This is a genomic window from Exiguobacterium marinum DSM 16307 (genome assembly GCF_000620845.1).
In the GTDB taxonomy this organism is placed as follows: Bacteria; Bacillota; Bacilli; order Exiguobacteriales; family Exiguobacteriaceae; genus Exiguobacterium; species Exiguobacterium marinum.
On the sequence record NZ_KK211189.1, the window covers coordinates 719,481 to 730,770 of the forward strand.

At 45.8% G+C, this 11,290-nt stretch carries 13 protein-coding genes; 6 read left to right on the forward strand and 7 right to left on the reverse strand.

Features of this window, described 5'->3' with window-relative positions:
* The first annotated feature begins 1 nt into the window (after window position 1).
* The 4 genes from P400_RS0104185 to P400_RS0104200 all read left to right on the forward strand — a co-directional run bounded on the left by P400_RS0104185 (window position 2) and on the right by P400_RS0104200 (window position 2,756).
* The gene (locus P400_RS0104185) at window positions 2-562 is read left to right on the forward strand and encodes a hypothetical protein (RefSeq protein ID WP_026824994.1); all 561 of its coding nucleotides are present in this window, start codon (window positions 2-4) and stop codon (window positions 560-562) included.
* Between the two features lie 151 nt (window positions 563-713).
* The gene (locus P400_RS0104190) at window positions 714-1,745 is read left to right on the forward strand and encodes a sensor histidine kinase (protein ID WP_026824995.1); all 1,032 of its coding nucleotides are present in this window, start codon (window positions 714-716) and stop codon (window positions 1,743-1,745) included.
* A complete protein-coding gene (locus P400_RS0104195; protein ID WP_034770826.1) occupies window positions 1,732-2,376 on the forward strand; it encodes a response regulator in 645 nt (214 codons plus the stop codon). Before P400_RS0104190 ends, P400_RS0104195 begins: the two co-directional genes overlap by 14 nt.
* Window positions 2,377-2,384: 8 nt before the next feature.
* The gene (locus P400_RS0104200; RefSeq protein WP_034770829.1) at window positions 2,385-2,756 is read left to right on the forward strand and encodes a YidH family protein; all 372 of its coding nucleotides are present in this window, start codon (window positions 2,385-2,387) and stop codon (window positions 2,754-2,756) included.
* A 45-nt stretch (window positions 2,757-2,801) separates the two neighbouring features.
* On the opposite strand, the gene P400_RS0104205 is transcribed toward P400_RS0104200, so the two are convergent.
* The 5 genes from P400_RS0104205 to P400_RS0104225 form a co-directional block, all read right to left on the reverse strand.
* Window positions 2,802-3,302, reverse strand: a complete 501-nt coding sequence (locus P400_RS0104205; RefSeq protein WP_026824998.1) for an SRPBCC family protein — start codon at window positions 3,300-3,302, stop codon at window positions 2,802-2,804.
* A gap of 119 nt (window positions 3,303-3,421) precedes the next feature.
* Window positions 3,422-5,713 carry a bifunctional glutamate--cysteine ligase GshA/glutathione synthetase GshB gene (gene gshAB, locus P400_RS0104210; protein WP_026824999.1) on the reverse strand — a complete coding sequence of 764 codons (2,292 nt, stop codon included), beginning with the start codon at window positions 5,711-5,713 and terminating at the stop codon, window positions 3,422-3,424.
* Entirely contained in the window at window positions 5,697-7,025 is a 1,329-nt protein-coding gene (locus tag P400_RS0104215; protein ID WP_026825000.1) for an MATE family efflux transporter, read from the reverse strand. Before P400_RS0104215 ends, gshAB begins: the two co-directional genes overlap by 17 nt.
* Window positions 7,026-7,154: 129 nt before the next feature.
* Window positions 7,155-7,619 carry a hypothetical protein gene (locus tag P400_RS0104220; RefSeq protein ID WP_026825001.1) on the reverse strand — a complete coding sequence of 155 codons (465 nt, stop codon included), beginning with the start codon at window positions 7,617-7,619 and terminating at the stop codon, window positions 7,155-7,157.
* Complete coding sequence (locus P400_RS0104225) at window positions 7,616-7,825, reverse strand: helix-turn-helix transcriptional regulator (protein WP_026825002.1); 210 nt, start codon at window positions 7,823-7,825, stop codon at window positions 7,616-7,618. Before P400_RS0104225 ends, P400_RS0104220 begins: the two co-directional genes overlap by 4 nt.
* A 119-nt stretch (window positions 7,826-7,944) precedes the next feature.
* Between P400_RS0104225 and P400_RS0104230 the strand changes: the two genes are divergently transcribed.
* Window positions 7,945-8,877: a ring-cleaving dioxygenase gene (locus P400_RS0104230; RefSeq protein WP_026825003.1), complete on the forward strand. Its 933-nt coding sequence runs from the start codon at window positions 7,945-7,947 to the stop codon at window positions 8,875-8,877.
* Window positions 8,878-8,897: 20 nt separating this feature from the next.
* Here the strand turns inward: P400_RS0104230 and P400_RS0104235 are convergent, their stop codons facing one another.
* Complete coding sequence (locus tag P400_RS0104235) at window positions 8,898-9,338, reverse strand: RrF2 family transcriptional regulator (RefSeq protein ID WP_026825004.1); 441 nt, start codon at window positions 9,336-9,338, stop codon at window positions 8,898-8,900.
* Window positions 9,339-9,524: 186 nt separating this feature from the next.
* Here P400_RS0104235 and P400_RS0104240 point away from each other — a divergent pair, with 186 nt between their 5' ends.
* On the forward strand, window positions 9,525-10,625 hold the full coding sequence (locus P400_RS0104240) for a globin domain-containing protein (RefSeq protein WP_026825005.1): 1,101 nt from the start codon (window positions 9,525-9,527) through the stop codon (window positions 10,623-10,625).
* A gap of 48 nt (window positions 10,626-10,673) precedes the next feature.
* Here P400_RS0104240 and P400_RS0104245 read toward each other — a convergent pair whose 3' ends face one another.
* On the reverse strand, window positions 10,674-11,231 hold the full coding sequence (locus P400_RS0104245; protein ID WP_026825006.1) for a hypothetical protein: 558 nt from the start codon (window positions 11,229-11,231) through the stop codon (window positions 10,674-10,676).
* Window positions 11,232-11,290 lie beyond the last annotated feature (59 nt).

The following is an 11,290-nucleotide window of genomic DNA, read 5'->3' on the forward strand; positions in this document are numbered from 1 at the left end:
GATGGAACGTTCTGCACTTGAAGAGCAAACAGTTGAAACAGTACTGACAAGACCCGACGTTGAGCAAGCACTGATTGCACTCATTGATCGTCTACCTAAAATCGAACAGTCTCTCCGTCGTTTGGAAGATGCTGTTGATTTTGGTATGGCGACGATGAAAGATGAAACGGTGAAAGAAAAAGTTGACGCGGCCATCGACAATTCCAACATACAAATCGAAACGCTTGAATCGGCTATAGAGCTGATTGAAAAATTACCGATGTTGTTACAGGTGACCAATCAACTTGAGTCCATGTTCACGTTTGTTCAAGATGTATACCACGATGAACAAACGAAAGAAATGATTGGCCAACGGATTGAGGGGTATGCCGTGCCAGCGAAAGAGAAGGTTGAATGGACACGAGATATGTGGGCGGAAGTACAAAGTCGTGTGGAACAGGATGACCGCCACATCACGCTATTCTCACTCATGCGATGGATTAAAGAACCGTCTGTTCAACACGGGCTCAAATATGTGCAAGCGACTGTTGATGTCTTAAATGAACGGACGATCAAGCGTTAAATATGAGTGGATTGTGATGAATAGGGTTTTCAAAAGAAATCGGACGTGCCTCGGTGCACGTCTTTTTTTCATGGGAAAGTGAAGTACATCATTTGGGTTTATTTACCCATAGGGGTATTATAGATATAAGAACTGAAAGAGTGCGGAGGGGATGAGGTTGACACTACGTGACTTTGAACATCAAATATTAGACGTACTCAAAGACGGTGTGATTGTGATGGATCATGACAGGAAAATCATATCGATGAACCAATCGGCCGAACAATTGACGGGATGGCAAGTCGGTGAACCGGTTCCTTATTGTTCTTTTTGTCAGAAACGGAGAATGAGCTTAGGTGAAGAACGGTGTTACTTAATTGAACATGAACGTTCTCCATACTTCTCTTCAGAAATGCCGACTTACTCCGGAAAACTAGTAGATGTTGAGATGAATACAGCTCGAATTCTAAATGATGCCAAAACAGGAGCCACATATTATTTGCTCGTTTTACGAGATTTCACAGAACGAAAGCGCCGAGAAGCGCACGCTTTAAGAGAAAAGATGGTTCGGGAATTGATTCATGCACGAGAGGAAGAACATGAACGGTTGGCTCAGGAACTACATGACGGTGTCGGACAATCGCTCTTTAGTATCACCCTTGCGTTGAGTGCTCTTCAATCAGACGTCGCAGACCCGGATAAAAAAGAATATTTGACGTCCGTTCTATCTGAAGTAAGTCTCCTGATGGATCATGTAAGAAATTACTCGAAGCAATTAAGACCGATTGAGCTTGATCAATTTGGACTTGAATCCGCATTACAAGTGTTGCTTGATAGTTTTGCGACCCGTTACCCAAACGTAGCGTTTCATACAGACATTCGTCTGACGACACGATGCGATTCTCTTGTGGAGATTAATTTGTATCGGATTGTCCAAGAGGCACTCGTAAATACAATGAAATACGCAAATCCGACAATTGTGGATTGTCAGGTAATCGAGCGTGACGGGCGAGTTGAATTGTTATTCCGGGATGACGGGGCAGGTTTTGATGCGCTGAACGTCTCGAAAGGATTAGGGTTACGTCATATGGAAGAGAGAGCGAAAACGATTGAGGGTTTGTTTCAAATCGTTACAGCGGTAGGGGAAGGGACGCAAATTTCCGTGTCGGTTCCGAGAGAGCGAGGTTATTATGCAACCGATTAATGTATTAATTGTCGATGATCATGAACTTGTACGTCGTGGGTTAAAACTGATGTTTCGTACGAATGAGCGCATTCGGGTAGTCGGGGAAGCGACAGAAGGGTCAGCAGCTATCCAAGAAGCGCTTCGGACACGTCCTGATGTCATTTTACTTGATATCACGATGCCGAATGGATTGGATGGTTTTGTGACAGTCAAAGCACTCGCAGAGGAAGTGCCCACCGTAAAAGTGATCTTACTGACGATGCACGATGAAGAGATTTACATCAAACGTGCTCTCGAGCTGGGCGTCCCTGGTTATATGTCCAAAAATAGTGATCCTTCTCAACTAGAAGAAGGAATCAAACACGTATTTGACGGGAAACGATATTATGCTACTTCGTTGAACGAGGATTATATTGAAAAGATTGTCTTTCAAAAGAATAATCATCCGTTATTGACGCGTCGTGAACTAGAAATCGTCCGATTGTCGACTCTCGGCTATAGCCATAATGAGATTGGAGAGAAATTAGGGATTAGTCCCAAAACAGTTGAAAATCATAAAGCACGTGTCATGAATAAATTGCAAATCAAGCATCGTCATGAACTTGTGCAATATGCTTTGAAGAATCATTTGATTGAAATGGAAGGATGATTGAAAGAATGAAGTTAGAAGTAGAAAAAACGATAGATTCTCAATATATCCAGCAACACTTAGCGAACGAGCGGACATTTTTGGCATGGATTCGTACTGCGATTACCGTGATCGGGATTGGGTTTTTAGTGACGAACTTTCATTATTATCGAAGCGAGAATTTAAGTGGGGCAGAACATCAATTGATTTCAGCAATCGGGATGTTATCCATTTTGTTCGGCATCAGCACGATTCTTGTAGGTACCCGTTCATATTTGAAAAAAGTGCATACGATTAACACGCAACAATTCAAATCTGCGAAGATGAGTCTCATTGCTTTGGCGATTGGGATGGTCTTTATCTTTTCACTGATCCTCGTAGTGAGCTACTTTTTGTTTTAAACGAAAACAGGCACCGTCTCTATTACGAGGTCGGTGCCTTGCTCGTTACTGTGTCACGATTGCTTCAAGACGATCGAGTTGGGATGTGAACCCTTCGACGGCCCCCATATCAACCACTTGTTGGAGAGCCTCTTCATTCGGGAATTCGGAGCGGCTAATGAATAGCGTGCCTTCCGATGTATCGAGAAATTCATTCGTGATGGTCATGACAGGAAAATCTGGATTGACATGACCGTCCGCATCCGAGAACGCATCTGTATAAACGATTCGCGAGTAGGGGTCGATGTCGATGAAGGTGGATTTCCCCCAGGACTCCATACCGTAGAAGTCACCTTGTTCTTTATCGACGCAAGTCATGCAATAATGCCAAATCCCACCTGGTTTGAAGTCGAAGCTGTATACTTTCGTCTCCCATCCAGTTGGTCCCCACCATTTCTCTAAATGTGCGGGTGTAGAGAATGCTTCAAATACAAGTTGACGTGGTGCCTTGAACAGACGTTCCATAATCAGTGTCGTACCCTCTATATGTGATTTGACCGTACTCATGATCCATTCTCCTTTCAGGGTGAATCAGCTATACATCTAATAGTTCGGAAAAGAAGCGAGTTTCGTCACGGAGCTCATATTTGGATATGCCCAATCCATATATTCCAAAACAAAAGTATTCAATCCTGAAATAACAAATCAAGCAACATCTCGCCAATTGGTCGTTCTTTTCCCTCATAGGGGAACGCATGGATATGAATGGCAGGATTAAAATTCAGTTCGATGATGCCGTATTCAATGTGCTCATCATTAAGAGATGGGAGCATCATATCGACACCACAGATTGTTGTCCCGACTGACTTAGCGGCATCGACAGCAATGCGTTTATAGACATCAGGGATTTGGTCTGTGTAGTCGATGCTGTCGCCACCTGTACTGATATTAGAGTTTTCGCGCAAGAAGACACGCTCATCGAGAGCGGGAATACTATCGGGTGTCTTACCTTGAGCACGTAAAAATGAAATGACGATGTCATCGATTTCGATTTTCTCGAGTGGTGTCTTATATCCTTTCCCACGCAACGGGTTTTCATTTTTTGTCGCAACGAGTTGACGAATGGAAGAGGTGCCATCCCCTGTGACGTTCGCTGGGACACGATGGAGGATGCCCGCGACTTCATCTCCGATGACGAGGAAGCGATATTCTTTTCCAGGTAAAAACGTCTCCAGTAAAACGACATCGTCAAACGTTTTCGCATACTGAAATGCAGATAGAGCTTCCTCATAAGTCGTTCCGTCTTTAAAAATATGAATGCCTACGCCGAAGTTCGTGGACTTCGGTTTTAAGACGATTGGTTTATGTGAAAACAGGTGCCATGCATGCGATAAATCAGATTCGTTATGAAGTTCTACACCTTCAGGGACACGAATTCCGTGTTCAGCGAGTACATACTTCGTTACCGTTTTGTTTTCCATCATCAGGACTGATACATAATTGTCTTTTGATGTCTTTGTTGCCTGTTTGACGTACTCCTCATATTTGCCGTTGTGAATGCGGATAAATTGATCGGACCAATCGATGACGTCGACACGATACCCCCGTTTGATGGCAGATTTCATTAATACTTGAGTAGACAACTCAAGGTCGGAATAACCATGTACACGAAAACGATTTGCATACGCGTCCTCATAAAAGTGTTCGGCTTGGGCCAGAGACCACGCGTTATAACCCGTCTCGGTCATAATCGTCTTCAATCGAGAAGCGTACGTCATGTCCACGTGATCAATTTTTTCTCGTAGAGAGGGGAAGACATCTTTGAAGCCGAGGTCATATTTCGTGTCGAACGCATCGATCGCGTCGAGAAGTTCTGTCGCGTACGTGTGTAGTTTTACGTCGTCACCATCTCGAGTCAATGTGTTCGTGGGAGACATGCCTTCTTTGGCGACACGTTGTTGGTTATTATACGCTTCAGCCTGCCAATCGAAATAAGTTGTCTCCTCAGTAAATGTCAAGTAGAGCAAAAATAGATGAAGAAACCGTAAATCTGAACGCGCGATCCCGGTCTTTTCAAACGGATTCAAATCAATATTGCGAATTTCGATGTAGTCGATACCGTTTGCCTCGAGCTTGTCCAAGTCGTTGCCACCTCTCGATGTTTTCAATCGAATCGGGGAGTAGAGTTCGTTTGGATGTGTAATCTCCCCTTTGGCAATGAATCGACGTACATCATTTGTATATGCTGAGAGTGTCCTATAGTTTGGATAAAGTGGTTCGACATTCGTATAGCCACAGTCGCTATTCCGATAGGACAACGCTTGTTTATTTGAAAAGGTATCCTCATGGAGCGCTTGCATCTGGCTGACACATCGTTCTTCATAACTCGCATGAACAGCCGGGGTAGCGCCGAGCAAATAGACGATGAGCCATCGCATCCGTAAATATTGGCGAACCAGCTTCAAGTAAAGGTGATCTTTAAAGTGTCGATATTGCTCAGGAGACCCTTCGTATAGTGTGGACAACATCTCATCGGAAAACGAAAAATTGAAATGAATTCCGGAAATGAGTTGTTTTTTCGCCCCATATTTTTGGAGTAAATGCTCCCGGTAACGACTAGCCTCGAGTCCGGACACACCAAAGTCAGCTAGTGGAATCGTACCGCCTTCCGGTAAGGCGCATGGCATCGATTGTGGCCAAAGGCGTTCGTCGCCTATGTTTAGCGCAGTGATATCATAAAGCGTTTCTAAAAAGTGATGTGCCCCCTCAATCGTCGGAAACGTCGGGGTGACGAGCTCGATTTGACTTTCAGAGAAGTCGGTCGTGATATATGGATGCGTTGCCTTATGACCGAGTGACTTTGGGTGCTTCGTAATAGCGAGTGTGCCGTCTGACGTGACCCGCAACATTTCCCGCTCGATGGCAAACTTTCCGCTCGTGATGAGACGATGGGGTAGTTGATTAAACTGCTTCTGCAAGTGAAGTCACTTCCTTTTTCGTTAGTCGGACAAAGAGGGCGGAGACAAGCCCTTTGATGATACTTGAGATGGCAATACTCCACCAGATGGCATCGATTCCGAGATAAGGCTCAAGTAACAATGCGAGTGGGATACGGGCCACTGTGAAAATGATCGAGATCGTCGCAGGAATTTTCGGTAATCCGAGTCCTGAGAAGTAGCCGTTTCCGATCATTTCAATCGAAGAGAAGACGAGAGAAATACCGATAATTCGCAAGTAGCTCGCCCCAATGCCGATGGTTCGAACATCTTCGACGAATAAACCGATGAGGAAATCCGGGACGATTATAAATAACAACATGATGAACCCCGTATAGACTATCCCGAGTCGGGTCGTCACGCGGTAACCTTCATAAACACGATCCACTTTTTGAGCCCCGATATTTTGACCGGTATAGCTAGCCATTGCTCCATTCAGTCCACCGATCATCATATAAGCGACCGATTCGATTTGAAGCCCGATCCGTTGTGCTGCAATCGCTTCAGTCCCATACGAACCAATCATGCGAGCAAGGAAAATGCTGATGACGGTGAACAAAATCCGTTGGGTCGCCATCGGAAATCCGAGACGAAAGATTTCTTTATAGTCGGTTCGAGTCGGCTGAATGACTTCATCCCAATTGAACAATGAACGGGCGCGACGCCAGAAGAACCCGAACATGACGACGTTGGCGACAAGTGTCGCAAGAGCTGCTCCAAGGACGCCGAGTTGAAGTGGATAAATGAAGATCGGTGAGAGAACCATGTTGAGTATGACGCCTGTCGCATTGATTCGCATCGCTGTTGTCGTATTGCCATAGGCACTGAATAGACGGGCGAACAGCAAGTTGAAGAAAGAAAAAATAAGCATCGGCGCACTGACGAGCAAATATCCATACGCGAGACGCTCGACGGTTGGTGCGTTCATATTCAAAAAGCCGATCAACGAATGACCAAAAAAAATCAGTAATGAGGCATACGAGAGACCGAGTGCTAGATTTAGACGTCTTCCGGCCCGAACATAGCGCTGGATGAATTTCAGGTCACGTTTCCCGACAGCTTGTGACACTTTAATGCCGGCGCCAACGACAATCAACGATTGAATCGCCTGTCCGAGCATGATATAAAAACTGGCCGCACCGACACTTGCGACGGCATCACTTCCTAGTGCGCCTACCCAAAACATATCGACGAGACTATACGTAAACTGTAACAATGAACTGCCGACGAGCGGAAGGGCAAGCGTGAGGATGACACGCTGTACGTTTCCGGTCGTCAAATCGACGGTTTTCACAAAGCAAGACTCCTTTAATTATTTATATAACCATTTAGTTATATATAAACACAGGGTGTAATGATTAGCAATTAGGAGATAGGATTCGATGAAAAATAGACATAAAAAAAGGAACTCGTATCGAATTCCTTAACGTGTATAAGCGCGGATCCAAGTTACCATATAGACGAATGTCGCGATGATGAGCGTTGAAGCGAGTGCGTAGATTGGATAAGTAGGGAGTGCGTCTTCAAATAGTGGATAGAACATGAACGATCCCATAAGAATGGGGACCGAAATACTAAACGAGACATAGGCAGCTTTTGTCGCTTTCGCAGTGATGATTTGTTCACGTTCATCGACTTCACTGAATTCGGTCATGCGGACAGACCATTGAGCAAAGTTCAGCTGTTTGTTTGGTCGTGTGTTAAACGAATAGATTGTCCAAACGATAAAAAAGCCAATGAGCAACAAGAGTGGAAGCAGATTGAACTCGACGATGAATGAATCTGATTCAATGATGGTTGAAATATCAGACAAAAATGAACTGAACAGAAAAGCCATCAGGACATACAGGATGATGCTTGAAATAGACTGAACGACGACGTGTTTCATTTTGTTTCCTCCTCGATTGTGAATATAGATTCGACCGGTTCCTTGAACACTCTTGCGATGTGCATCGCCAGCATGAGAGACGGCGTGTAACTGCCTTTCTCGAGCGAGATAATCGTCTGTCTCGTCACGCCGACCTTTTCAGCAAGATCGCCTTGAGTTAACTGGTGCCGGGCACGCAGTTCTTTCACGCGGTTGACCAATGGCATGGCGCCACCTCTTTTCTGATTTATACTAAAAGTGTAAAACAAACTTAACATAATGTAAAGAAGACTTTACTTACTTAGAGGTGCTACAATAGCGATATAGTCGAAAGGGGAGATGGTTGGTGAAGGTGATTAGTGGACAACATCATGTGTCAGCGATGACCGGGGATGCCAAAAAGAACTTACGATTTTATACGGAAGTACTAGGGATGCGACTCGTCAAAAAGACGGTTAACCAGGATGATCCATCGATGTATCACTTATTCTATGCGGACGAAACGGGGACGCCTGGAACAGATTTGACGTTCTTTGAGCTCCCGTTTCTCGGGCAGACGTATCGGGGGTCAAACAGTATTTCTCGAACCGCGCTACGGGTACCAGAAGGGGCTCTTACATATTGGCAGGAGCGTTTCGACACGTTCGATGTGACATACGGGGACGTCGAATCGGTTCAAGGGAGACCGACGCTCGCGTTTGAAGATCATGAGGGTCAACGTCTCTGTCTCGTGGAAGGAGGGAACGGAACACCTTGGGAAAAGGGCCCTGTACCAACAGATGTCGGCATCTTTGGTCTCGGATTTAGTGAGTGGACGGTACGGCGGATTGAAAAGACGGCACGGGTGCTGACAGAAGTGCTTGACTATCGATACGTGACGACATTTGATCGGGATGGTCACGACGTGCGCGTCTTTGAGACGGGAGCGGGTGGCGTGGCGACAGAGATTCATCTCGTCGATCGACCGGATTTGGCATCGGAACGACCTGGGCGGGGAAGTGTGCATCACGTGGCGATTCGAGTGGAAGAAACAGGCGATATGGCGAAATGGATTGAGAAGCTTGATGCGCATGGCATCAGTCACTCCGGTCTCATTGACCGCTACTATTTTCAGTCGATTTATTTCCGCGAACCGAGTGGAATCTTAGTGGAACTGGCAACAGATGAACCGGGATTCGCGACGGATGAATCGGTTGAGACGCTCGGAGAGAGATTGGCCTTGCCGCCGTTTCTAGAGTCGAGACGAGCAGACATCGAAGCGAAGCTAAAGGCGCTGTAAACAAAAACCGACGGACTTTTTCAGTCCATCGGTTTTTGTATGCTCAATAGCAGGGCGAGTTCGTTCGTTCGATTAGCGACGAGATCCGCAATCGTGTAACGGTCGAGCACATGAAAGAACGCCAGCATTGCCTCGTTCAACACACTTCTTAAGTCACAGGCCGGTGCGATCACGCATCGGCCTTCCCCGAAGCACTCCACGAGTTCGAGCGGTTCCATCGACCGAACCACCTCGCCCACGTTGATTTCTTCCATCGGGCGAGCGAGACGGAATCCACCGCCGCGGCCACGCACCGACTCCAAATAGCCATGCTTGCCGAGCTCGTAAACGACCTTCATGACATGGTTTTTGGAGATGTTATATTGGTCCGCCACTTCTTGAATCGTGACGAGTCGATGTGAAAATGTGGCGCTATACATCAATGTTCGCAGTGCGTAGTCACACGTTTGCGTGAGTCTCATCCATCATCACCTCTCGTTTCATTGTACAAGACAATTCCTAAAAGTGCGATTCGGAAAAATGTGAAAGGGTGATGGCGAAAATAAGTCAAAAGCGTGAAATCTACTTTAAACAAGTATTTAATATATTGCTTTAAAGTGACTTGACTCACATAATGAACGTGTACGAAACAAAAGGGGGAAATTCACATGTTAGATCAACAAACGATTGAGATTGTAAAGGCGACGGCACCAGTTTTGAAAGAACATGGTGTGACGATTACGAAGCATTTTTATCAACGAATGTTTGAACAAAATCCAGAAGTGCGTCACTTCTTCAACCATACGAACCAAAAACGAGGACGCCAGCCGGAAGCGCTCGCGAACGCGGTCTATGCGGCAGCGCTTCATATCGATCGACTCGAAGCGATTCTTCCTGCCATCCAACCAGCACTTCATAAACATAAAAGTTTGAACATCCGCCCGGAACACTATCCGATTGTCGGTGAAAACTTGATTGCGGCGATTCAAGACGTGCTCGGTGAAGCTGCAACACCTGATATCATCGATGCATGGGCAAAAGCGTATGGTGTGATTGCCGATGTCTTTATCTCACTTGAGAAACAGATGTATGATGACGCGCCATGGGTCGGATTCAAACCGTTCGTCATTGAAGAAATCATAGAAGACACAACGGAAGTGAAGCGATTCCGTCTCGTCGCAAAAGATGGAGTTATTGGCACAGCCATTCCAGGACAATACATCTCGGTTCAAGCGCGAATCGCTGATGAAGACATCTTGCACCACCGCCAATATAGCGTCATCGACACGACAGAAAACGGATATTGGATTGCGCCGAAAGCGGAGGGACTCGTCTCAAACTGGCTTCATGAACAGATGGTCGGAACAGAAGTCCCGATGAGCGCACCGGCAGGAGAATTCATCCTTGAAGCATCAGACCGTCCGCTCACACTCATCGCAGGAGGTATCGGAATTACGCCCCTCTTCAATATGGCGAAGACGGCACTTCGTCAAGGACGTTCTGTCACGTTATTGCACGCAGTTCGGAGTATGGACCTTCGTCCACTCGGAGACGAACTCGACGAACTTGTGAAAGAAGGGCTTCATCTCATGACACATGTGGATGACGTATCGGGTTGTATGAGTACGACGCAGCTCGAGGCACTTGATGTCGAAAGGCATGATGTTTACACGTGTGGGCCGAATGCGATGATGGAGACGGTCGTCCGTGTCATTCCTCAGGCGCGATATGAATTTTTCGGGCCGTCTGGAGTTCTTGCGACCAACTAAAAAAGACGACTGGAAAAGTCGTCTTGATTCATAATATGGCGAGAAGGATTATTCCGTGAGTTCACTTAAATGTATGACTTGTTTGTTGTCATCCAACGTTTCAAGTGACCACGAACCATCTAACGGTTTTGTTGTTTCAATGACATATGTCATGGTGTAGCTTTCGTTTTCGGGATCGTTGACGAGAAAATCTTTTGAGACATCGTCACCGTTTAACCGTAAATAGACGACATCTTCCGGGCGTTCTTTTAGATGGACACCGATGTACTCCTTGTTTTCAACATGAAGGGTGACGAAATCAAAAGACTGATTCGGTTCTATTTCTTTAGTGACAGACCCTAAGTTTCCTGTCGTGACATCAATCTCGGCTAGACCGATGACGGAGCGATCTTCGTTTGTGTAAAAAGAGAGAATGGACTGTTCTCTGTTATGAACTTCAAAACTATACCAGTCGTTTATCGTCATATAACGATTCATTTCTTTTTCGGCATTTTCGTATGAGTTGCCGGCCTGAATGTTAGTGTACGTGTAAAGTCCGACACCGACTGCGATTGCCACGACGATGAGACCGGAGACGATCGTGAGTAAGGTGATTCCCTTGGACATGATTTTTCCTCCTGTCTTTTATAAACATAAACACCCCATGCCTCGCGAATGCGTGCATG

Coding starts and splice junctions, on each gene's coding strand:
- P400_RS0104185 (WP_026824994.1), top strand. CDS start 2: ATGGAACGTTCTGCACTTGAAGAGCAAACAGTTGAAACAGTACTGACA.
- P400_RS0104190 (WP_026824995.1), top strand. CDS start 714: ATGAGGTTGACACTACGTGACTTTGAACATCAAATATTAGACGTACTC.
- P400_RS0104195 (WP_034770826.1), top strand. CDS start 1,732: ATGCAACCGATTAATGTATTAATTGTCGATGATCATGAACTTGTACGT.
- P400_RS0104200 (WP_034770829.1), top strand. CDS start 2,385: ATGAAGTTAGAAGTAGAAAAAACGATAGATTCTCAATATATCCAGCAA.
- P400_RS0104205 (WP_026824998.1), bottom strand. CDS start 3,302: ATGAGTACGGTCAAATCACATATAGAGGGTACGACACTGATTATGGAA.
- P400_RS0104220 (WP_026825001.1), bottom strand. CDS start 7,619: ATGAAACACGTCGTCGTTCAGTCTATTTCAAGCATCATCCTGTATGTC.
- P400_RS0104225 (WP_026825002.1), bottom strand. CDS start 7,825: ATGCCATTGGTCAACCGCGTGAAAGAACTGCGTGCCCGGCACCAGTTA.
- P400_RS0104235 (WP_026825004.1), bottom strand. CDS start 9,338: ATGAGACTCACGCAAACGTGTGACTACGCACTGCGAACATTGATGTAT.
- P400_RS0104240 (WP_026825005.1), top strand. CDS start 9,525: ATGTTAGATCAACAAACGATTGAGATTGTAAAGGCGACGGCACCAGTT.
- P400_RS0104245 (WP_026825006.1), bottom strand. CDS start 11,231: ATGTCCAAGGGAATCACCTTACTCACGATCGTCTCCGGTCTCATCGTC.